The following is a 22141-nucleotide window of genomic DNA, read 5'->3' as shown; positions in this document are numbered from 1 at the left end:
GGGGGCGGGGCCCACGGCCGTGCCGGCGGCCGCCGGCACCGGCGCGGGCAGGAAGGCGTCGATCTCGACCGGCGTCGGCGCCAGGCCACGGGCGGGACCGGGGAGGCGCCACGCCAGCGTGTCGAAGCCGTGGCAATGGTCGCACAGCGCCGACCAGCGCTGGGCCTGGGCGCCGCAGGAATCGCAGTCCCAGACCTCGTCCGGCGCCGCGGTCTGCGCCTTGGTCAGCCAGCTGCGCGCCGCGATCGGGTCGTTGCGCTCGGCGGTCTCCAGATCGGCCAGCAGGCGGTAGACGCGCCGCGACGGCGCCACCTGCTCGGCCTTCAGGAGATGGGTGCGGGCGCTGCCCCAGAGCTGGGCCGACAGCTCGGCCTCGGCCAGGGTCAGGAGGCCGGTCGCCGAATCCGGCCGCAGCCGTACCAGCTTCTCCAGCCGCTTGACCTTCAGGAGCGTGCCCTCGTCGGCCGGGCCCAGCGCGGCATAGGCGCGGGCGATCTCCGGATGCGGCGCGCGGCCCCAGCTCTTCTCCAGGAGGCGCGCGGCCTGGCTGTCACGGCCGGTGCGCTGCAGCAGCGCGCTCTCCTGCAGCGCCGCCGGCACGAAGTCCGGCTCCAGCCCCACCGCCTTGTGGGCGAAGTCCAGCGCCTGGGACAGGTTGCCGGCTTCCTCGGCTTCGCGGCTGCGCTCGACCAGGATGCGGGTCTTGAAGCGCCGCCCGTCCTCGGCCGAGATCGCCTTGACCCGCACCGAATGGGCGAGGCTGAGCTGGGCGTCGGCCCAGCGGTGCTGCGCCACCTCCAGGTCGAAGCAGGCGCGGTGGGTCCAGGCCGCGTCCGGCCGCAGCGACCGGGCGCGCTGCGCCATCTCCAGCGCCTGCACCGACTCCTTATGGCGCAGCGACTGGTTCAACAGGCCGCGCAGCCCCAGGAACTCCATGTCCGGCCGGCGCAGCATCGCCTCGAAATAGCGGGTGGCGGCGGTGTCGTCGCCGGCCAGCTGCGCCGCCTGGGCGGACAGCAGCAGGGTCAGCGGCGGCTCGTCCAGCAGCACATCGGCCTTGCGGGCGAAGCGCCGCGCCGCCTCGGCGTCGCCGGCGGCGACCGCGACCATGCCGCGGGTCAGGGCGCGATAGCCCTTCTCGCGGCGGGCGAAGCGGCGGCCCTCGACGAAGCGTCCCGGGGCCCGGCGCAGCGAGCGCCAGAACCGGTACAGATACGCCGCCAGCAGCATCAGCGCCGCCGCGGCCGCCACCAGCAGCGCGACCGAGGTCTCGATCACCCGGCCCTGCCACTGGATCTCGACATGGCCCGGCCGGTCCGCCAGCCAGACCGCGACCGCGATCAGGATGGCCAGCTTGAGGGCGTAGATCAGCAGACGCTTCATGGCGTCTTCGGGGGCTGGGTGTCACCGGAACCGGCAGCAGCGCTGCTCGCCGCGGCCAGGCGCTGCACCGCCAGGGCGGACAGGCTCTGCAGCGCCGATTCGGCCGAAAGCCGGGCCTCGGCCTGGCCGCGCCAGGGCGCCATCGCCGAGGCCGCGGGGCCGCTCAGGCCCTCGACCGCCTCGACCGCGCCGGCCAGGTCGCCGCGCTGCAGCCGGCCTTCGGCCCGGGCCAGCACGGCGTTGGTGTCGGTGCCCTCGACCTCGCCCGGGGCCGGGCGGACCGTGACCAGGTCCTGCACCACCGACAGGCTGCGGTCGACCCAGTCGCCGCTTTCCGGCTGGTCGGCCTTGCGCGCCGCCTCCGCCGCCTGGACGAAGCCGGTGGCCAGGGCGGCGCGGCTTGGCACGCCCTTCGCCGCCGGCTCCAGCGCCGACACGGCGTTGGCCAGGCCGGGATCGTTCTGGGCCAGGCCGCGCAGCAGGGCCAGCGTCTCGTCCAGCGGCGCGCCGGTGTCCAGCGCGCTGCGCAGCTGGCCGGCGGCCAGGCTCAGCGCCTGGGCGCCGGTGTCGCTGTTGCGCAGCCGCTCGACCGTGGCCTTGACCGCGTCGACCTGCTGCTGCAGCGCCGCCAGGGTGCTGCCATTGGCCTGGGAACCGGACGACAGGGTGGCGACGGTGTCGCCCAGCGTCTTGACCGCGGCCTGGGCCGATTCCAGCGCCGCGACCCGGGCCTCCAGCGCCGCCACGGCCTCGGGGGCCGGCGCGGGCGCGGCCGGGGCAGGGGCCGCCGGCTGGGCGGGGGGCTGCTGGGCCTGCTGCGGCGCCGTGCCGGCCAGCTGGTCCAGCTTCTGCTGGATCGTGTCGACCCGGGCAGCCAGGTCGGCGCGGCCCTTCTCGATCGCGGCGGGGTCGAGCGGGCCGCCGGGCGGCTTCTCCAGCGCCTCGACCCGCTTGCCCAGCCCGTCGATCGCCTCGGCTGTGCCGGAGGGCAGGTCGGCCAGGCGCTTCTCGATGAAGGCGACGCGGTCGCCCAAAGTCGGCGACCCCTGCGGCGCCGGGGTCGGGGTGGCCGGGCCGAACAGCTTCGGCGACCACATCGGCGCCGTGACCGAGATCGCGGCGAAGAGGACGGCGACGCCCGCGGCATACCAGGCCGAGCGCGCGGGATTGCCCGGCGGCTCGGCCGGGGGGGGCGGCGGGATGGTCGGGGGGCCGACCCGCGGCGGGCCGGGCGGAGTCTCCGGCTCGGACAGCTCGACCGGCTCGGGCGCGCCTTCCTCCGGCGTCGCCGGGCGGGTGCGGGCCAGCTCGGCCGGGTCGAGCGCGATGCCATGGGTCCTGGCCGCGGCCAGGATGTCGGCGTGGCGCTGCTCCGGGATGGCGTTGCGCCGCTTCCAGCCCTGCACGGTGGTCACCGGCACGGTCAGCTTGGCGGCCATCGGGCGGATGCCGCCGAAGGCCTCGATCACCCGCTCGGTCGGGGTCAGCGGCCCCTCGCTCGGCAGGCCCTGGGCCTCCTCGGGGAGCGACGCGGCGGGTTCGCCGGCCGTGTCGGGGGACTCGGGCTGAGCCTGAGAGGTGGCCGACACATCGTCCGGCTGCTGGGAGTCAGGGCTCGGGGCCGCTGCTTCGCCTGGCTTGTCGGGGGTCGGGTCCATACCGTTCGCCGTCCTCGTCTCTTGCTCAGCGGGAAAATCGGAAAGCCGCGCCAGCAGCGACGGCGAATCCGGCCTGTCCGCGACTCGCACCGCCCGCCAGGGCGACGGATCCAGCGCCTGGGCGACGGCCGGGCTCAGGCAGACCGCCGTCAGCCCGGCGAGGCGATGGGTCAGTTCGACCCGGGCCGCGAGGGTAGCAAAGACCTTCGCGGTGCGGGGAGAGAAAAACACCACCCCCGCCAGCCCGGGGTCGGTCAGGGCCGCCACCGCCGCCGAGGGCAACGCCGCCGCCGGGCGAGCGCGGTACAGCACGATCCGCCGCACGGTGAAGCCGGCGGGGGCCAGCAGGGCGGGCAGGTCGCGCGCCACCTCCTCACCCGAAGGATGTAGGAGCACCCCGGCCGCCGGGTCCAGCCGGGCGCGGGCCAGATCGGCCAGGTCGTCGCCGTCGCCGGCGGCGCTGGCGACGTCGCGGAAGCCGAGCGACCGGGCCAGCTCGGCGGTGGCGTCGCCGACCGCCAGCACCGGCAGGTCGCGCCGCTTCACCCGCCGGGCGAAGGCGTCGATGCCGTTGCGGCTGGTGGCCAGCACCGCCTGCACGTCGCCGAGGTCGATCGGCCCGGGATCGACCGGCTCGATCTCCAGGATCGGGGCGACCACCGGGTCGAGGCCGCGGTCGCGCATCGCATCGGCGAAGCGCTCGGCCTCTTCCCGCGGCCGGGTGACCAGCCAGCGCGTCATCCGGTTGCGTCCATCCAGGGGGCCCTCATCCGGCCATGAAGCGCGGGCCGATGCGGCGGCGCAGGGCCTCGCCGGCCTCGGTGCCCAGCCGTGCCGCCTCGGACCGAGGACCGCTGCGCCGGTCCTCATGCATCTCGCTGCCGTCCGGCAGGGCGACGCGGGAGGTCAGGGTCAGCGTGTCGCCGGGCCCCAGCTCGGCCAGCGCCGCGATCGGGGTGCGGCAGCTGCCGTCCAGCGCCGCCAGCAGCGCGCGCTCGGCCGCCACCCGGTCGCCGGTGTCGCGGTCGTGAATCGGGGCCAGCAGGGCCAGCACCCGGTCGTCCGCCTCGCGGCATTCGATGCCGATGGCGCCCTGGGCCACGGCCGGCAGCATCTCCTGCGGGTCGAGCACGGCCGAGACCCGGTCGGCCCGGCCCAGCCGCTTCAGCCCGGCCAGGGCCAGCAGGGTGGCGTCGACCGTGCCGGCATCCAGCTTGGCCAGGCGGGTGTCGACATTGCCGCGGAACGGCACCACCCGCAGGTCGGGCCGCAGCGCCAGCAGTTGGGCCTGCCGCCGCAGGCTGGAGGTGCCGACCACCGCGCCCGGCTTCAGCGCCGCCAGGCTGGCGGGGCCGGCCAGGGCGGCGTCGCGGGCGAACAGCGCGTCGCGCGGGTCCTCGCGCGGCAGCAGGGCGCCGATGATCAGCCCGTCCGGCAGTCGGGTCGGCATGTCCTTCATCGAATGGACGGCGATGTCCAGGCTGCCGTCCAGCAGGCCGTCCTCGATCTCCTTGGTGAACAGCCCCTTGCCGCCGATCTCGGACAGCGGCCGGTCCTGCACCCGGTCGCCGGTGGTGCGGACGACCTGGATCTCGACCGCGCCGGGGGCCGCCAGGGCCGGATGCGCCGCGATCAGACGCCGCCGCGTCTCCTCGGCCTGGGCGAGGGCAAGGGCGCTGCCGCGCGTGCCGATGCGGAGAACGGTGTCCATGGCCCGACTTCTAGAAGCCCGGCGCCCGCCGGGCAAGCCGCGCGGGGCGGTTGCGGCGACGTGGCCGGTCGGCGAGATGATCGGCTTGCCAATTTTTGCCAAGAAGCCCATTCTTCCGATCATGAGCACGATGAACATATCGCTGCCCGAAAGCCTGAAGTCCTTCGTCGACGAGCAGGTCAGCCAGCGCGGCTACGGCACCAGCAGCGAGTATGTGCGCGAGTTGATCCGCAAGGATCAGGACCGCCAGCGGCTTCGTGGTCTCCTGCTCGCGGGCGCCGAGTCCCCGCTCACCTCCCCTGTCGACGCCGCCTATTTCGAAGGCTTGCGAGACCGGATTCGCAAGGCGTCGAAACCCCGCCGCGGAGAGTGAAGGCCAAGCCTATCGTCCCCCGCGATCTGGCGAGACGGGATATCGATGAGGTGATTGCCTACTACCTGGATGAGGATGCGATAGAGGCCGCTATCGGCTTCGTCGATGCGCTGGAGCATGCTTACGCTCACATCGGCCGTCATCCTGCCGCCGGTTCTCCTCGCTACGCCCATGAGTTGAACCTGCCAGGGCTACGTTCCTGGCCGCTGGTGCGCTACCCGCATCTGGTCTTCTACGTCGAGCGTGACCAGCACATCGACGTCTGGCGCGTCTTGCATGGCGAGCGGGACATCCCGAGCTGGATGCGGGAGCCCGAGACCCTCTGAGGTCTACCGGGCTCTGCGGTCCGGGCGGCTGCGGTCGGACAATGAGCTTGACGGGAAGCGAGATCCATGTTCGGCTTTTGTTCGTATCTGGCGATACCGTCCCCGGCAAGCTGCTGCCGGATTGAACGTCTCTTCGGAAACGCTAGGCTGGCGCGATGGTGTTCGATTTCGACGCGCTCGAAGCCCTACGCGCCCATCATCCGGCGTGGCGGCTGCTGCGTTCGGATCACGCCTCGCTCGCCATCGGCTTCCTGCATCGCGTCTTCGTCGCGCCCAACACGCGCATCATCGCGGCGGCGGACCTCGCCGAGGCGTTGGAGGACGAGCTGTACGCCCTGCGCCAGCGCTGGGGCGAGGACCGGTTCCCGAGGCCGGCGCTCGACTATCTCAACGACTGGGCCGGCCCGGACAAGGGATGGCTGCGCAAGTTCTACCGTGCCGGAACGGACGAGCTTCAATTCGACCTGACCCCGGCTGCCGAAAAGGCCATCACCTGGCTGGGCCAGCTGTCGGAACGCGGCTTCGTCGGCACCGAATCCCGCCTGCTGACTTTGTTCGAGCTGTTGCGGCAGATGAGCGAAGGCAGCGAAGCCAATCCGGTGAAGCGCGTCGCCGAGCTGCGGCGGCGGCGCGACGAGATCGATGCCGAGATCGCGCAGGTGCAGGCGGGTCGCGTGCCGCTGCTGGACGACACCGCCCTGAAGGACCGGTTCCAGCAGTTCACCCAGCTCGCGCGCGAGCTGTTGGCCGACTTCCGAGAGGTGGAGCACAACTTCCGGCAGCTGGACCGCAGGGTGCGGGAGCGGATCGCCTTGTGGGAGGGAGCCAAGGGCACCCTGCTGGAAGAGATCATGGGCGAGCACGACGCGATCGGCGATTCCGATCAGGGCCGCAGCTTCCGGGCGTTCTGGGACTTCCTGATGTCCAGCCGAAGGCAGGAGGAGCTGACCGGGCTGCTGGATCGGGTGCTGGCCCTGCCGGCGGTGGCCGATCTGGCGCCTGACGCCCGCATGCGGCGGGTCCATTACGACTGGCTGGAAGCCGGCGAGCACACTCAGCGCACGGTGGCGCTGCTGTCGCAGCAGCTGCGGCGCTTTCTCGACGACCAAGCTTGGCTCGAGAACCGCAGGATCATGGACATCCTGCACGGCATCGAGACCAAGGCGATCGCGCTGCGGCAGTCGCCGCCGCCAGGGGACGTGGCCAGCATCGCCGAGCCCGCCGCGGCCATCGAACTGCCACTGGAACGGCCCCTGTATGCCCCGGCGCGGCGCCCGCTGATCGCGGAGATCGCGTTGCAGGAAGAGGACGGTGATATCGATCCGTCGGAGCTCTACGACCAGGTCGTGATCGACAAGCCGCGGCTCATGCGTCACATCCGCCATGCCCTGCAGGCGCGCCCGCAGGTGACGCTGCGGGAGCTGATCGAGGCCCAGCCCCTGCAGCAGGGATTGGCGGAGCTGGTGGCCTATCTGCAGCTCGGCGCCGACTCGTTCAGGACCGAGGTCGTCGACGGTGCCGTCGACCTGATCGCATGGACGACCGTGGGCCGGGACGGCCGATCCGCACACCGGCAGGCCCGGCTGCCGCGGATCGTTTTCGTGAGATGAGGATGGACCAGGGAGACCACACGCGAACCGCCGCAGCGGCGGCATCCCCGGGGCGGCCGGATCTCTCGACTTTGGCGGTCGCCCTGCTCAAGGGGGTGGTCTATCGCGAGGAGGACGAGCGGCTGTGGGGGGCGCTGCTGGATCTCCAGGCCCGGCTGCGCGACTACATGGCCGTGCTCGGCCTCGATCTGGTGCTCGACGAGGCCGAAGGCTATGCCTTTCTCAAGAGCCGGCCGGAACCGGCGGAGGACGAGGCCGGCCCCCGGTTGCGGCGCTTGGTCGCGCGCCGGCCGCTGTCGTTCCCGGTCAGCCTGCTGCTGGCGCTGCTGCGCAAGAAGCTCGTCGAATTCGACGCCGGCGGCGGCGACACGCGCCTGGTGCTGACGCGGGACGAGATCCTCGAACTCGTCCGCGTCTTCCTGCCCGACAGCAGCAACGAAGCCAGGCTGATCGACCAGATTGACGCGCAGATCAACAAGGTCGTCGAACTCGGCTTCCTCCGGCGCCTCAAGCCCGGCGGCGGAATGGTCGTGGGGCCGGCCGGCTTCGAGGTCCGGCGCATCCTCAAGGCCTTCGTCGACGCCCAGTGGCTGGCCGACTTCGACGCCCGGCTGGCCGACTATCAGGCCCATCTCGCCGGTGGGGAGCGAGCCGCGGGAGACGTCGATGAATGACCAGTTGCCCCTCCTCCTCAACGCCGCGGCCGAAGAGACGCTCGCTGGCTTCCGCCTGAAGCGGCTCGAGGTCTTCAATTGGGGGACGTTCCACAACCGGATCTGGACACTCACCCTCGATGGCCGCAACGGCCTGCTCACGGGCGACATCGGATCCGGCAAATCGACTCTGGTGGACGCGGTAACAACTTTGCTCGTGCCGGCGCATCGCGTCGCCTACAACAAGGCCGCCGGGGCCGATGCCAAGGAGCGCACGCTCCGCTCCTACGTGCTCGGGCATTACAAGTCCGAGCGCAACGAAGCTACCGGGACGGCCAAGCCGGTGAGCCTGCGCGATCACAACAGCTACTCCGTCATCCTGGGGGTCTTCCACAACGCCGGCTACGACCAGACGGTGACGCTGGCGCAGGTGTTCTGGATCAAGGACACCCAGGCGCAGCCGGCCCGCTTCTTCGTCGGGGCGGAGCGCGAGCTTTCGATCGCGGCGGACTTCACGCAGTTCGGGTCGGACCTCACCCAGCTGCGCCGGAGGCTGCGGGCCGCGGGGGCGGAGATCGAGGACGGCTTTCCCCGTTACGGCGCATGGTTCCGCCGCCGCTTCGGCATCGAAAGCGATCAGGCGCTGGAGCTGTTCCACCAGACGGTGTCGATGAAGTCGGTCGGCAACCTGACCGATTTCGTGCGCGACCACATGCTGGAGCCGTTCGAGGTGGCCCCGCGCATCCAGGCGCTGATCACCCATTTCGACGACCTCGACCGGGCGCATCGGGCGGTCCTGAAGGCGCAGCGGCAGGTCGAGCTGCTGACGCCGCTCGTGGCCGATTGCGGGCGGCATACTGCGGTGGCCCGCGAGGTCGGCGACCTGGAGCGCTGCCGCGAGGCGCTGCGGGGATATTTCGCGGGCCTGAAGCTGGGGCTGCTCGACAAGCGCCTGGTCGCGCTGGAACACGACTGGACCCGGCTCGACGGCGAGGTCCGGCGTCTCGAGACGCAGCATGGCGAACAGCAGATCCGGCTCGGCGAGATCAGGCAGGCCATCGCCGAGAACGGCGGGGACCGGCTGGAGCGGCTGGCGGCCGAGATCCAGAGGAAGCAGGCCCTGCGGGAGGGCCGTCAGGCCAAGGCGCGGCGGCATGGTGAGCTGACGGCGATCCTGGGCGAACCGGCCGTTGCCGACATTGCGACCTTCGCCGGCCAGCGCCTTCGTCTTGCGGCGCTGCATGACGAGTTGCGCGGCCGCGACGCGGATCTGCAGAACAGCATGACCGAACACGGCGTAACCCTGCGCCAGGGCAAGCTGGACCATGACGGGCTGCAGGCCGAGATCGACAGCCTGAAGCGGCGGCGCAGCAACATCGACGACCGGCAGATCCAGATCCGCGCCGCCCTGTGCGACGCGCTTGGCATCGCCGAGGACGAGATGCCGTTCGCCGGTGAGCTGATCCAGGTGCGCGACGCGGATCGCGACTGGGAGGGGGCAGCCGAGCGGGTGCTGCGGAATTTCGGCCTGTCGCTGCTGGTGCCGGACGGCTGCTACAGAGAGGTCGCCGACTGGGTGGACCGCAACCACCTGCGCGGCCGGCTGGTCTATTTCCACGTCCGCCCGCGCCGGCCGGCCGATCTTCCCGACCTGCACCGCGACTCCCTGGTCCGGAAGCTGGCGGTCAAGCCTGATTCGCCGTTCTACGACTGGCTGGAACGAGAGCTCGCCCACCGCTTCGACTTCGCGTGCTGTGCGACGCAGGACGAGTTCCGGCGCGAATCTCGCGCCCTCACGCGCGCCGGCCAGATCAAGGATCCCAACGGGCGGCACGAGAAGGACGACCGCCACCGCATCGACGACCGCAGCCGCTACGTGCTGGGCTGGACCAACACCGAGAAGATCGCGGCGCTCGAGGCGAAGAGGCGGCAGCTCGAAGGACATCTGGCGCAGGTTGCCGGCCGCATCGCCGCGGTCGAAGTCGAGCGAAAGGGGCTGGCATCCCGGCTCGAGGCCCTGGCGAAGCTGGAGGAGTTCGCCGATTTCGAGGAGCTCGATTGGGCGAGCGTGGCCTCGGAGATCACTGTGCTGCAGGCCGAGCACGAGCAGCTGGCATCGGCTTCGGACAAGCTGAAGCAACTGGACGAACAGTTCCGGCAGGCCAATGAGGATCTGAAGCAGATCGAGAGGGATCTCGGGCAGGCCAGGGACGCGCGCTCCAAGGTCGAGCAGCGCCGCAGCGATGCCGAAGCGCTACGGCAGCAGGCGCAGGAGCTGGTACGGGACGCGGCGGCCGACGAGGCGTTGTCGCAGCGGCTGGACACCATGCGCGCCGAGGCCTTGGGCGACCGCCAGTTTACCGTGGAATCCTGCGACAACCGGGAACACGACGTTCGTACCTGGCTCCAGGCCGCCATCGATGCCGAGCGGAAGAAGCTGGAACGCCTGACCGAGAAGATCATCAAGGCCATGTCGGCCTTCAAGGACGAGTTCAAGCTCGAGACCGCCGAGATCGACGCGAGCCTCGACGCCGGGTCCGAGTACGGGGCACTGCTCGATCAGCTGAACCGGGACGACCTGCCGCGCTTCGTTGCCCGCTTCAAGGAATTGCTGAACGTCAACACGATCAACGAGATCGCCAACTTCAACGCCCAGCTGGCCCGCGAGCGCGAGACCATCAAGCTGCGGATCGAGCGCATCAACGAATCGCTGGCGCAGATCGACTACAACTCCGGACGCTACATCATACTGGAATCTCAACCCAGCCCGGATGCCGAGATCCGGGATTTCCAGGCCAGCCTGCGGGCTTGCACCGAAGGGGCGCTGACCGGTGCCGAGGATTCCCAGTATTCCGAAGCCAAGTTCCTGCAGGTCAAGGCGATCATCGATCGTTTCCGCGGGCGGGAGGGCCTGTCCGAGCAGGACCGTCGCTGGACCGCCAAGGTGACCGACGTGCGCAACTGGTTCCTGTTCGCCGCCAGCGAACGCTGGCGCGAGGACGGGGCCGAGCACGAGCACTATTCCGATTCCGGCGGCAAGTCGGGCGGCCAGAAGGAGAAGCTGGCCTACACGATCCTGGCCGCCAGCCTGGCGTATCAGTTCGGACTGGAGTGGGGGGCCGCGCGCTCCCGCTCCTTCCGCTTCGTCGTCATCGACGAGGCCTTCGGACGCGGCTCCGACGAATCGGCGCAATACGGCCTCCGGCTGTTCCGGCAGCTCAACCTGCAACTGCTGATCATCACGCCGCTGCAGAAGATCCACATCATCGAGCCGTTCGTGTCGAGCGTGGGCTTCGTTCAGAACGAAGACGGCCGCGCCTCGAAGCTCCTCATGCTGACGATCGAGGAATACCAGGCGCGAAAGGCGTCCTACATGGCGCCGGCGGAGGTGCTGGCGGCGGCAGACCTGCCGGGATGAGCTGGACCACGCCGCGCGACCTGAAGGCCCAGTTGTCGCGGCTGTGGGATCGGGGGGAGTTGCTGCGGCCCCTGGTCACCGGCGAAGCGACGTTCCCTCTGCGCCTCGTCCTGAAGGGTCCGAGTTCGTCCGAATTGACCGATCGCTTCGAGGCCGTGCGGGCCTGGGCCGCGGATCTCGCGGCAATGCCGCATGTCCGGATCGAGTGGCGCGAGGTCCGCCACCGCGTCCACGGCCTGCAGCGCCTGCCCGTCCAGGCCTGGGTCGACGCGCTGGACGGCGCGCTCGCATTGCTGGGCAGCCGCCACGAGGGCGAGCGGTTGCGGCAGATGGTCGAATCGGCGAGGACCTTGGCCCCGGCCCTGCTGCCCTGGCTGGCCAGGCGTCCGGTGCAGGCCGTCGCTCTTGCCGATCGGTGGCAGCGCCTGATCGCCGTCGTGCTCTGGTTGGCCGATCACCCGCGCCCCGGCATCTATCTGCGTCAGGTCGACGTTCCCGGCGTCGACAGCAAGTTCATCGAAGCGCATCGTGCGGTCCTGTCCGAGTTGCTCGACCTCGTGCTGCCGCCGGAGGCCGTGCAGCCCGACCGGGCCGGCATCGGCCAATTCGCAGCCCGCTACGGTTTCCTGGACAAGCCCGTCCGCATCCGCTTTCGCGTGCTCGACGACGGCATCCGGCTGCTGCCCGGTATCGCACGCCCCGACATCACGCTGGACGCCGACAGCTTCGCGGCCCTGGATTGTCCGGTCGCGCGCGTCTTTATCACCGAGAACGAGACCAACTTCCTCGCCTTTCCGCCGGTCCGCAACGGCATCGTGGTCTTCGGCGCCGGCTACGGCTGGGACGCGCTGGCCCGGGCTCGCTGGCTGGCGGGGAGCGCGATCCATTATTGGGGCGACATCGACACGCACGGCTTTGCCATTCTCGACCGGCTGCGCCGCCATTTCGGGCATGCGTCGTCGTTCATGATGGACCGCGAGATCCTGGCCGCGCACCAGCTGCACTGGGGCGAGGAGCCCGATCAGGTGACCCACGACCTGACTCGGCTCGGAACTGAGGAGCGCACCCTGTTCGACGATCTGCGCCACAACCGCATTCGCCCGAACCTGCGGCTGGAGCAGGAGCGGGTGGGATTTGCCTGGGTCACGGATAGGCTGCGCCGCCTCGCGGGCGGTCCGGGTCGCGGATGACGTTGCCGCCGGCACGGTCCTGCGCCGCCCGGTCCTTTCGCCGCGCCGCCGGACCGCCTATATCGGGCCGATCATGATCGTGCTCGGCATCGAGACCTCCTGCGACGAGACGGCGGCGGCGCTGGTCGACGACCAGCGGCGCATCCTCGCCAATGTCGTGCTCAGCCAGATCGAGGAGCACGCCCCCTATGGCGGCGTGGTGCCCGAGGTGGCGGCACGCGCGCATCTGGCGCATCTCGACGGCGTCGTCCGCCGGGCGCTGGCCGAGGCCGGGATCGGCCTCGACGCGGTCGACGGTATCGCCGCCACGGCCGGGCCGGGGCTGATCGGCGGCGTCGCCGTCGGGGTGATGACCGCCAAGGGCATCGCCGCCGCCCGCGGCCTGCCCTTTCTCGGCGTCAACCATCTCGAAGGCCATGCCCTGACCGCGCGGCTGACCGACGGAGTCGAATTCCCGTACCTGCTGCTGCTGGTGTCCGGCGGCCATTGCCAGCTGCTCTGCGTCGAGGGCGTCGGCCGCTACCGACGCTGGGGCACCACCATCGACGACGCCGTCGGCGAGGCCTTCGACAAGGTCGCCAAGATGCTCGGCCTCGGCCATCCCGGCGGGCCGCTGGTCGAGGCCGCGGCGAAGAGCGGCGACCCGAAGCGCTTCGCCCTGCCGCGGCCGATGGTCGGGCGGCCGGATTGCGACTTCTCCTTCTCCGGCCTCAAGACCGCGGTGCGCCGCGCCGTCGCCGGGCTGCCGCAGCCGCCGGCGGCGCAGGACGTCGCCGATCTCTGCACCGCCTTCCAGGAGGCGGTGGCAGCCTCGCTGGCCGACCGGGCGAAGCGGGCGATCGCCCGGTTCCGGGCCGAGCATCCGGTCGGCGCCGCCTTCGTCGTGGCCGGCGGCGTCGCCGCCAACCAGCGGCTGCGTGCCCGCCTGTCCGAGGTGTCGGCGGCCGCGGGGCTGCCCTTCGTCGCGCCGCCGCTGGCGCTGTGCACCGACAACGGCGCCATGATCGCCTGGGCCGGGCTGGAGCGGCTGCGCCTCGGCCTGGTCGACGGGCTCGACTGCGCGCCGCGGCCGCGCTGGCCGCTCGATCCGACCGCCACGGCCGCGATCGGCGCCGGGGTGAAGGCTTGACTCGCCGGATCGCGGTGATCGGCGCCGGCGCCTGGGGCACGGCGCTGGCCCAGAGCTTCGCCGGGGCCGGGCACAGGGTGGTGCTGTGGGCCCGCGACCCGGACCGCGCCGCGGCGATGCAGGACAGCCGCGAGAACCCCGCCTATCTGCCCGGCATCGCACTGCATCCGGGGATCGCAGTCACCGCCGACCTCGCCGCGGCCGAGGGGCTGCGCGTGCTCGCCGTGCCGGCGCAGCATCTGCGCGCGATCCTCGAGCGGCTGCCGCCGCGGCCGGGGCCGCTGGTGATCACCGCCAAGGGCATCGAGACCGCGACTGGCCGGTTCATGCATGAGGTCGCGGCCGAGGTGCGGCCGGAGGCGGCACCGGCGCTGCTGTCCGGCCCCAGCTTCGCCGCCGAGGTGGCGCGCGGCCTGCCGACCGCCCTGACCCTGGCCTGCGCCGATGCCGACACCGGTGCCGCCCTGGCCCGCAGCCTCGGCCACAAGACGCTGCGCCTGTACTGGAGCGAGGATCTGCGCGGCGTCGCGCTCGGCGGCGCGCTGAAGAACGTGCTGGCGATCGCCGCCGGCATCGTCACCGGACGCGGGCTGGGCGAGAACGCCCGGGCGGCGCTGGTCACCCGCGGCCTGGCCGAGATGACGCGCCTCGGCGCCGGGCTCGGGGCGCGGCCGGAGACGCTGATGGGCCTGTCCGGCCTCGGCGACCTGCTGCTGACCGCCTGCAGCGCCACCAGCCGCAACACCTCGCTGGGCATCGCGCTGGGGCAGGGCCGGCCGCTGGCCGAGATCCTGGGCGAGCGCCGGTCGGTCACCGAAGGGGTGTGGACTGCGGCGGCGGCGGCCGGGCTGGCGGCGCAGGCGGGCGTCGAGGCGCCGGTGACCGCGGCGGTCGACGCCGTGCTGAACCGCGGCGCCGCGATCGACACCGCCATCGCCGGCCTGCTGCTGCGCCCGGCGAAACGCGAGGCCTGACCTGGAAACCGCGGAGTCTTTCCGCTAGCGTTCCCGCCCGGAGGCGCGCGTCGCCGTCGATCCGAGAGGCTGAATCGTGAATCACTGGTTGGTGAAATCCGAGCCCGTCAAATGGGGCTGGGAGCAGATGGTCAAGGCCAAGCGCACCCATTGGGACGGCGTCCGCAACTACGCGGCCTCGAACAACCTGAAGGCGATGAAGCTCGGCGACGAGGCGTTCTTCTACCACTCCAATGAGGGGCTGGAGATCGTCGGCATCGTCGAGATCGTGCGCGAATACTACCCGGACCCGAGCGACGAGAGCGGCCGCTTCGGCATGGTCGACGTGCAGGCCTCCCGCCCGCTGAAGACCCCGGTGACGCTGAAGCAGATGAAGGCCGACCCGGCCCTGTCCGACCTCGTCCTGATCCGCCAGGGGCGGCTGTCGGTTAGCCCGGTCAGCGACGCCGAGTGGAAGCACATCTGCAAGCTCGGCGGCGTCGACCCGAAGTGAGGGGTACGGCGGCATGAGCGACGCGCCTGCCGACGCCCATGTCTGGACGGCCGAGGTGCCGGAGGACGAAGCCCTCTACGAGGCCTGCCTGCCCTTCCTGACCGCGGCGGAGCGGGCGCGGGCCGCGCGCTTCGTCATGCCGGGCGACCGCCGCCGCTTCGCCGCCGCCCGGTCGCTGATGCGCCGGCTGCTGCAGGAGATCGCCGGGGTGCCGGCCGGCGAGTGGGACTTCGCCATCGGCGACCACGGCAAGCCGCTGATCTGCCGGCCGGAGCAGGGGCGGTCGATCGGCATCAACATCTCGCATGCCGAGGGCATGGTCGCCTGCGCCGCCGCGCCCGGCTCGGTGATCGGCGTCGATCTCGAATGGCTCGGCCGGGTGGTCGAGCCGCGCATCGCCGACCGCCGCTTCGCCGCGGCGGAGGCGGCGTCGGTGCGGGCGGTGCCGGTGGACCGGCGCCGCGAGGCCTTCCTCTCGATCTGGACGGTGAAGGAAGCCTATGTGAAGGCGCTGGGCGGCGGCCTGACCATCGCGCTGGACAGCTTCGTGGTCGAGGCGCTGTCGGAGCGGCCGGCGGTGCGCTTCCTCGATCCCGCGGTCGACGGGTCCGCCTGGCATTTCCGGCAGTGGCGGCCTTCGCCCCGCCACCTGCTGGGCCTGGCGCTGCGCAAGCCCGCGGGCGAGCCGGTCATCGCGGTCCGGCCCGTTGCCCTGACACCCTGATAGCCGGCGTCGGCTCGGGCGGGCCGGGCAGGATCTCGCGCAGATAGGCGCCGACGCCGTAGGCCTGCTCCCACTGATAGGGATAGCCCAGCGACACCTCCTCGAACCGGGTGCCGTCGCGCCAGTCGGTGTGGCGCACATGCAGATGGCCGCTGACCGCGACCGCGGCGTGGAAGCGCCGGTGCCAATCCTCGGTCAGCACCGTGCCGCACCATGGGCTGAAGCGCGGGATGCGCGGGATCCGCACCAGGTCGCGGCGCAGCGGATAGTGGTTGACCAGGATGGTCGGCAGCCCCGCCGGCAGCGCCGCCAGGCGCCCGGCGGTGGCCTCGATCCGGGCGCGGCACCAGTCCTGCCGGGTCGGGTGGGGATCGGGATACAGCAGCAGCTCGTCGGCGCAGACGGCGCTCTCCTCCGCCGCCCACGCCACGACCTCCTCGATCGGCAGCTCGGCCGGGCGGAAGCTGTAATCGTACAGCAGGAACAGCGGGGCGATGGCGTGTTCGCCGCCCGGCCCGGGCCAGATCGGATAGGGATCCTCCGGCGTCACCACGCCGTGCCGGCGGGCCAGCGCGACCAGCGATTCGTAGCGCTCGACCCCGCGCAGGGCGGCCGGGCTGCGGCCCCGGGTCCACAGCTCATGGTTGCCCGGCACCCAGACCAGCCTGGCGAATTTCGATCCCAGCACGGCGAAGGCGCGGCCCAGCCCGTCCGCCGTCTCGGCGATGTCTCCGGCCAGGATCAGCCAGTCCTCGGGATGGCCGGGCAGCGCGTCGAGCCGCTCGAAGCTGGCGTCGGAGGCGAGGTGCAGGTCGCTGATGGCATAGAGGCGCATGGCCACAGCTTGGCCGCTCCGAGCCGATCTGGCCAGCTATCCCCTGAACCGGTGCAGCGACACGGCCCGGTGCCGCTCGACGTCGAGATCGGAGCGCCAGCTGCGCGGCGCATCGTCGGCCAGGGCGTCGGGGGCGGGCCGGCCCGGCTCGTCCGCCCGGCAGAACAGCTCCGGATGCATGCCATGGGCACAGAAGGCGAAGCCGTCGATGACGGCCTGCGCGACCTTCGAAACGACCCGGCCCACGGCGATCGGCCAGTCCGGTCTCATCACACTCACCCCTCGCTCGACGCGGCGGACCGCATGTCCGGCAAGGGGCAATGTCGTGGCCGGCCGTTACCGGGCCATGTCTGATTCCGGCGGAACGGCTACGGGTGTCACATTCAGGCGCCCGCTCAGCGGGGTCGTCGACGTTCCGCGAAGTGCCGCTCGGCGCGGGCTTCGGCGTAGCGCCGGTCGGCCTGGGCCTTGACCTCGGGCCAGCGCAGCGCGGCCTCGGCGCTGCTCATCTTGCCGTACAGCGACATGTAGGCCTCGTGATGCATCAGCGTGCGCGGCTTCTCGGTGGCCTGCCAGGCCTCCAGATGCCAGGGCTCGCCGGCATCTTCCAGCGCCCCGGTCGAGGCGTAGATCTGCGCCTCGGCGCGGCTGCCGTCGGCCAGCGCCACATCCACCGGCTGCAGCGCGTAGTCGTCGCTCTCGAAGAACTGCATCCGGTCCATCTCATCGCCGGTGAAGCCCTCGACCAGCAGCCCGTCGACCCGGCCGTCGGGATGCGGCACCAGGATCGGGTAGCTCTCGCCCTTGACCTTGCGGCTCTGCCGGCCCAGCAGGGTCGCCGGCTGCGTCACCAGGGCCGCCATCGGCCGGCCGATCACCAGCGCGAACAGGTCGGGATCCTGCAGCGTGCCGAAAAAGAACAGGCGCATCGGTCGTTTCCCTTCCCGGCCGGGCGGTTCCGACGGCCGGTCGGCCGCCCGTCATTGTGGAATAGCGAGGGGCCGCAATTTGATCCTGCGGCGCCGAATGTCAAGGTGATTCACAAGGATTTCTTGGCGCCGTCAATCGGACCTTTTGTCTGCTTTGTCAGCATGTTTGCAGGTTTTTCTGTGATCCGGTGCAAATCAGTTATATACATTTATGTCGCGGCCGGCATCGGCCACCAACAGAGATTTGGGGGCAGCGGATGTTACAGGAGTTCAAGTCCTTCATTGCCCGCGGCAATGTGATCGACTTGGCAGTCGGCATCATCATGGGCGTGGCCTTCACCACGATCGTGAATTCCCTGGTCAATGACATCATCATGCCGCCGATCGGCGTGCTGCTGGGCGGTGTCGACTTCTCGAACTACTACATCAATCTTTCGGGAACCGAATACCCGAACCTGGCCGCAGCCAAGGCAGCCGGCGCCGCGACGATCAACTACGGCGTCTTCATCAACGCCATCATCAACTTCCTGATCGTGGCCTTCGCCATCTTCCTCCTGGTGAAGCAGGTCAACCGCTTCATGAAGAAGCCCGAAGCCGCCGCCGCCCCGGCCGCGCCGCCGCGCAGCGAGGTGCTGCTGGAGGAGATCCGCGACACGCTGCGCAGCCAGCGCGGCTGACGTTTGCGACCTCTCTTCCTGTCACTGCCGGGCTTGATGACCGGCAATGACAGTGAGGGACGGGCTCAGTAGGCGATCCGGATCTCGACCCGGCGCTCGCCGACGGTGACGTCCGGCAAGGCCCCGGCGTCGCCATGGCCCTCGACCCGGTGGATCAGGGCCGGCGGGACGCCGTCCGCCACCAGCGCCCCGGCGACGGCCTCGGCCCGCTTGACCGACAGCGCCTCATGGGTGTCGCGTGGGCCGGCCTTGCCGGCAAAGCCGTCGACGCTGATCGACTTCGCGTTCCAGCTCTTGGCCTCCGACGCCGCCTTGGCGACCAGCGCCCGCGCATCGGGCGTCAGCTCGGCGCTCTCATCCGTGAAGAAGATGTCGTAGGGGCCGCCGGCCTTGGGCGCGCAGGCGGCGATCACGAGGACGGGAACCAGGGCCAGGAGCGCACGACGGCTTGCAATCGGCATGATCGACCTGTTCGCGTGTGTTGTTGGTCAGGAAGCATTACCTGACCGGACCGGCCGATAGAAGCGCTTCCGCTTCGCTGCGTTGTCGAAAGCGGGTTACCTCTTGCCGGCCGGCTCGATCGCGCCCTGGGCCAGCAGCGCATCCAGCAGCGCCGCCGCCGCCGGATCGGCCCAGGCCGCCTTGGCCTCCTCCGCCTTCAGTCGTCCGACACCGCACAGAAGCAGCGCCGCATCGGCCGCCGCTTCGGCCGGAGCCGGATGCGCCTCGCCGTCGGCGAACAGGACCAGCCCGTCCCCATCGCGGGCGAAGGCCAGGCGGGTGCCGATCGCCCGGCGCAGCGCCCCGGCCGGGCGGCGCTTGCGCGGCGGCGGCGCCTCGCGCTCCTCCTTCGGCTCGGTCAGCAGGCTGCCCAGCCAGCCGGCCAGGAAGCGGCGGTCGTCCAGCTTGTCGGCGAGATACGCGCGCACCCGCTCGATCGCCGCGTCCGGGATCTCGCCGGGATTCGCCGGCGGCGCCAGGTCGGGGTCGGAATAGCGCCGCTCCTCATCCTCGGCATCGGCCACGGCGGCGGCGAAGCGGCCGGCCAGCTCGGCTACGCTCGGGGCGCGGAAGCCGATCGAGAAGGTCAGGCAGTCATCCTCGGCGACGCCGTCATGGGCCCAGCCCGGCGGCAGGTACAGCATGTCGCCCGGCTCCAGCACCCACTCCTCGGCCGGCTGGAAATCGGCCAGCAGCTTCAGCGGCTGGTCGGGCACCCAGGCCGGCCGGATCTCGGCTGCGCCGCCGATCCGCCAGCGCCGGCGGCCCAGGCCCTGCAGCAGGAACACGTCGTACTGGTCGACATGGGCGCCGACGCCGCCGCCCGCCGGGGCGTAGCTGACCATGACGTCGTCCAGCCGCCAGTCGGGCACGAAGCGGAAGCGCTCGCGCAGCGCCGCGACCTCGGGCTCCCACAGGTCGACGCCCTGCACCAGCAGCGTCCAGTCCTTCGCCGGCAGCTTGCTGAAATCGGCCTCGTCGAACGGCCCGTGCCGCACCGCCCATTTGCCGCGGCGGCGGGTGACCAGGCGGCTCTCCACCCCGTCCTCGCAGGCCAGCCCGGCCAACTCGTCCGGCGTGATCGGGCTGGCCCAGCCCGGGATCGCCTGGCGGATCAGCCGCGGCGCCTTCTGCCAGTGGCGGGCCAGGAAATCGGCGGCGGACAGGCCGCCGAGCAGGGGATCGGTCATGGAGGCCGCGGTGTTGCCCAGGGAATGACGGCGCGCACTGTACTGGGTCGATCGGTCCTCGCCCAGCGGCGGTTCCATCGTGCTAGCATCCGGTCAACGAGACACCGGAGGATGTCATGAGCGCGAATGATCCCGTCGTCATCGCGGGCGCGGCCCGCACCCCGATGGGCGGCTTCCAGGGCGAGCTGAAGGATGTGAAGGCGCCGCAGCTCGGCGCCGTCGCCATCCGCGCGGCGCTGGAGCGTGCCGGCCTGGCCGCCGATGCGGTGGAGGAGGTGGTGATGGGCTGCGTGCTGCCGGCCGGCCTGGGCCAGGCCCCGGCCCGCCAGGCGGCCCGCGGCGCCGGCCTGCCCGACGCGGTGCCCTGCACCACGGTCAACAAGATGTGCGGCTCCGGCATGAAGGCGGTGATGCAGATCCACGACGCCATCGCCGCCGGGTCGGTCGGCATCGGCGTCGCCGGCGGGCTGGAGAGCATGACCAACGCCCCCTATCTGCTGGACCGCGCCCGCGGCGGCTACCGCATGGGCCATGGCCGGGTGCTGGACCACATGTTCCTCGACGGGCTGGAGGACGCCTATGAGCCCGGCCGGCTGATGGGCACCTATGCCGAGGACACGGCGCAGCACTACCAGTTCACCCGCGAGCAGCAGGATCACTTCGCTTTGGCCAGCCTGGAGCGGGCGCGCAAGGCGTCGGAGGACGGCACCTTCGCCCGCGAGATCGCGGCGGTGACGGTGAAGGGCCGCGGCGGCGACGTGGTGATGACGGTCGACGAGCAGCCGCGCAACGCGAAGCCGGAGAAGATCCCGACGCTGAAGCCCGCCTTCCGGCCGGACGGCACGGTGACGGCGGCGAATTCCAGCTCGATCTCCGACGGCGGCGCGGCGCTGGTGCTGCTGCGCCGGTCGGACGCGGAGAAGCGCGGCTTGCCGATCCTGGCGCAAATCGTCGGCCATGCCAGCCACGCCCGGGCGCCGGCCTGGTTCACCACCGCGCCGATCGGGGCGATCGAGACGCTGTTCCAGCGCACCGGCTGGTCGGCGAAGGATGTCGACCTGTTCGAGATCAACGAGGCCTTCGCCGTGGTCACCATGGCGGCGATGCGCGACCTCGACCTGCCGCATGACAAGGTCAATGTCCACGGTGGCGCCTGCGCCCTCGGCCATCCGGTCGGCGCGTCGGGAGCACGGATCATCGTCACCCTGTTGAATGCATTGCAGACCCATGGCCTCAAGCGCGGCGTCGCCGCGCTCTGCATCGGCGGCGGCGAGGCCACGGCGGTGGCGATCGAGCGGGTGGCGGCATAGCGGCGAGCCGCCGGAACGAGAGGACGGGACGATGACGGAGAAGACGCAGGTCGGCGTGGTCGGCCTCGGCAGCATGGGCGCGGCGATGGCGGCGCGGCTGCTCGACCAGGGCTGGCCGGTCGCGGTGTGGAACCGCAGCCCCGCGGCGGAGGAGCCGCTGCTGGCCAAGGGCGCGGTCCGGGCGGCGACGCCGGCCGAGGCCGCTTCCGGCGGCATCGTCCTGTCGATGGTGGCGGATGATTCGGCGCTGAAGGGCGTGACCACCGGCGACAGCGGCATCCTGTCCGGCCTCGGTCCGGACGGTGTGCATGTGTCGATGAGCACGGTCAGCCCGGCGATCGCCGCCGATTTGGCGAAGGCCCATGCCGAGGCCGGCTCGGCCTATGTCGGTTCGCCGGTCTTCGGCCGGCCGCCGGCGGCGGGTTCCGGCCAGCTCTGGATCGCCGTCTCCGGCCCGGCCGCGGCCAAGGACAAGGTTCGGCCGGTGCTCGAGACGCTGGGCCAGGCGGTGCACGATTTCGGCGAGGCGCCGGAGGCCGCGAATGTCGTCAAGATCGGCGGCAACTTCATGATCGCGGCGGCGATCGAGGCGATGGCCGAGACCTTCACCCTCTTGGAGAAGCACGGCGTTTCCGCCCGCCAGGCGCATGAGCTGTATTCCAGCTCGATCTTCGCCGCGCCGATCTATAAGAACTATGGCGGCTTCATCGTCGACCGGAAATTCTCGCCGCCTGGCTTCCGCATGCCGCTCGGCCTCAAGGATATCGGCCTGGCCATGGCGGCCGGCGAGAAAGCAGGAGTGCCGCTGCCCTTCGCCGCGGTGCTGCGCGAGCGCTTCATCGGCTCGATCGCCCGCGGCCGCGGCGACCTCGACTGGACCGCGATCGCCCTGGATGCCGCCGAGGCGGCGGGGCTGAAGGTGGATTGAACCAGCCGCTTCCCGCCCTCTTTATCCTCCCCCTCCCCTCGCGGGAGGGCATTCACACATCGATCGGCGACACCGACGGCGGGTTTACGAACAGATTGCCTCTCCCGCTTGCGGGAGAGGTCGGACATC

The 22141-nt window shown here is 71.3% G+C and carries 21 protein-coding genes; 13 read left to right on the top strand and 8 right to left on the bottom strand.

Translation table 11 applies throughout. From position 1 onward, the window contains the following. From AAHM41_RS27975 to hemC, 3 genes are all read right to left on the bottom strand, one after another. On the bottom strand, positions 1-1383 hold a 1383-nt coding region (locus AAHM41_RS27975), incomplete at its 3' end, for a heme biosynthesis protein HemY (protein ID WP_342239892.1). Continuing rightward, positions 1380-3782, bottom strand: coding sequence for a uroporphyrinogen-III synthase (locus tag AAHM41_RS27970; RefSeq protein WP_342239891.1), 2403 nt, complete (start codon positions 3780-3782; stop codon positions 1380-1382). The genes AAHM41_RS27975 and AAHM41_RS27970, both read right to left, overlap by 4 nt. Positions 3783-3807: 25 nt before the next feature. After that, the gene (gene hemC / locus AAHM41_RS27965; RefSeq protein ID WP_342239890.1) at positions 3808-4752 is read right to left on the bottom strand and encodes a hydroxymethylbilane synthase; all 945 of its coding nucleotides are present in this window, start codon (positions 4750-4752) and stop codon (positions 3808-3810) included. Here hemC and AAHM41_RS27960 point away from each other — a divergent pair. The 10 genes from AAHM41_RS27960 to AAHM41_RS27915 all read left to right on the top strand — a co-directional run bounded on the left by AAHM41_RS27960 (position 4751) and on the right by AAHM41_RS27915 (position 15642). Beyond that, complete coding sequence (locus AAHM41_RS27960) at positions 4751-5125, top strand: type II toxin-antitoxin system ParD family antitoxin (protein WP_342239889.1); 375 nt, start codon at positions 4751-4753, stop codon at positions 5123-5125. The two genes, hemC and AAHM41_RS27960, sit on opposite strands and share 2 nt — an antisense overlap. Next, a complete protein-coding gene (locus AAHM41_RS27955; RefSeq protein ID WP_342239888.1) occupies positions 5122-5451 on the top strand; it encodes a type II toxin-antitoxin system RelE/ParE family toxin in 330 nt (109 codons plus the stop codon). Before AAHM41_RS27960 ends, AAHM41_RS27955 begins: the two co-directional genes overlap by 4 nt. 155 nt (positions 5452-5606) lie before the next feature. After that, complete coding sequence (locus tag AAHM41_RS27950; protein ID WP_342239887.1) at positions 5607-7061, top strand: DUF3375 domain-containing protein; 1455 nt, start codon at positions 5607-5609, stop codon at positions 7059-7061. A 71-nt stretch (positions 7062-7132) separates the two neighbouring features. Then, positions 7133-7735 carry a DUF4194 domain-containing protein gene (locus AAHM41_RS27945; RefSeq protein ID WP_342239886.1) on the top strand — a complete coding sequence of 201 codons (603 nt, stop codon included), beginning with the start codon at positions 7133-7135 and terminating at the stop codon, positions 7733-7735. Next, positions 7728-11132, top strand: a complete 3405-nt coding sequence (locus tag AAHM41_RS27940; protein ID WP_342239885.1) for an ATP-binding protein — start codon at positions 7728-7730, stop codon at positions 11130-11132. The genes AAHM41_RS27945 and AAHM41_RS27940 overlap by 8 nt, the downstream gene beginning before the upstream one ends. Then, positions 11129-12322, top strand: a complete 1194-nt coding sequence (locus tag AAHM41_RS27935; protein WP_342239884.1) for a DUF3322 domain-containing protein — start codon at positions 11129-11131, stop codon at positions 12320-12322. The genes AAHM41_RS27940 and AAHM41_RS27935 overlap by 4 nt, the downstream gene beginning before the upstream one ends. Positions 12323-12395: 73 nt before the next feature. Beyond that, on the top strand, positions 12396-13451 hold the full coding sequence (gene tsaD / locus AAHM41_RS27930) for a tRNA (adenosine(37)-N6)-threonylcarbamoyltransferase complex transferase subunit TsaD (protein WP_342239894.1): 1056 nt from the start codon (positions 12396-12398) through the stop codon (positions 13449-13451). Further along, entirely contained in the window at positions 13448-14425 is a 978-nt protein-coding gene (locus tag AAHM41_RS27925; protein WP_342239883.1) for an NAD(P)H-dependent glycerol-3-phosphate dehydrogenase, read from the top strand. The genes tsaD and AAHM41_RS27925 overlap by 4 nt, the downstream gene beginning before the upstream one ends. Positions 14426-14501: 76 nt before the next feature. Then, a complete protein-coding gene (locus tag AAHM41_RS27920; protein ID WP_342239882.1) occupies positions 14502-14918 on the top strand; it encodes an EVE domain-containing protein in 417 nt (138 codons plus the stop codon). 13 nt (positions 14919-14931) lie between these two features. Further along, a complete protein-coding gene (locus AAHM41_RS27915; RefSeq protein WP_342239881.1) occupies positions 14932-15642 on the top strand; it encodes a 4'-phosphopantetheinyl transferase family protein in 711 nt (236 codons plus the stop codon). Here AAHM41_RS27915 and AAHM41_RS27910 read toward each other — a convergent pair. From AAHM41_RS27910 to AAHM41_RS27900, 3 genes are all read right to left on the bottom strand, one after another. Then, positions 15608-16477, bottom strand: coding sequence for a metallophosphoesterase family protein (locus tag AAHM41_RS27910; protein WP_342239893.1), 870 nt, complete (start codon positions 16475-16477; stop codon positions 15608-15610). The two genes, AAHM41_RS27915 and AAHM41_RS27910, sit on opposite strands and share 35 nt — an antisense overlap. A 36-nt stretch (positions 16478-16513) precedes the next feature. Beyond that, positions 16514-16747 (bottom strand): hypothetical protein, encoded by a 234-nt coding sequence (locus AAHM41_RS27905; RefSeq protein WP_342239880.1) that lies wholly within the window; start codon positions 16745-16747, stop codon positions 16514-16516. A gap of 125 nt (positions 16748-16872) precedes the next feature. Continuing rightward, a complete protein-coding gene (locus tag AAHM41_RS27900) occupies positions 16873-17406 on the bottom strand; it encodes a gamma-glutamylcyclotransferase family protein (RefSeq protein ID WP_342239879.1) in 534 nt (177 codons plus the stop codon). Positions 17407-17663: 257 nt separating this feature from the next. On the opposite strand from AAHM41_RS27900, the gene mscL reads away from it, so the two are divergent. Continuing rightward, a complete protein-coding gene (gene mscL / locus AAHM41_RS27895; RefSeq protein WP_342239878.1) occupies positions 17664-18083 on the top strand; it encodes a large conductance mechanosensitive channel protein MscL in 420 nt (139 codons plus the stop codon). A 65-nt stretch (positions 18084-18148) separates the two neighbouring features. Here the strand turns inward: mscL and AAHM41_RS27890 are convergent, their stop codons facing one another. Together AAHM41_RS27890 and AAHM41_RS27885 are read right to left on the bottom strand one after the other, a co-directional pair. Then, on the bottom strand, positions 18149-18544 hold the full coding sequence (locus tag AAHM41_RS27890; RefSeq protein WP_342239877.1) for an OmpA family protein: 396 nt from the start codon (positions 18542-18544) through the stop codon (positions 18149-18151). Positions 18545-18640: 96 nt separating this feature from the next. Further along, entirely contained in the window at positions 18641-19852 is a 1212-nt protein-coding gene (locus tag AAHM41_RS27885; RefSeq protein WP_342239876.1) for a cupin domain-containing protein, read from the bottom strand. A 38-nt stretch (positions 19853-19890) separates the two neighbouring features. Here AAHM41_RS27885 and AAHM41_RS27880 point away from each other — a divergent pair, with 38 nt between their 5' ends. Continuing rightward, positions 19891-21084 (top strand): acetyl-CoA C-acyltransferase, encoded by a 1194-nt coding sequence (locus AAHM41_RS27880; protein WP_342239875.1) that lies wholly within the window; start codon positions 19891-19893, stop codon positions 21082-21084. Between the two features lie 31 nt (positions 21085-21115). Further along, on the top strand, positions 21116-22012 hold the full coding sequence (locus tag AAHM41_RS27875) for an NAD(P)-dependent oxidoreductase (protein WP_342239874.1): 897 nt from the start codon (positions 21116-21118) through the stop codon (positions 22010-22012). Positions 22013-22141 lie beyond the last annotated feature (129 nt).

The organism is Inquilinus sp. OTU3971, assembly GCF_038440215.1.
Note: the sequence above shows the minus strand (reverse complement) of the source record. Positions and strands in the feature narration are given on the sequence as shown.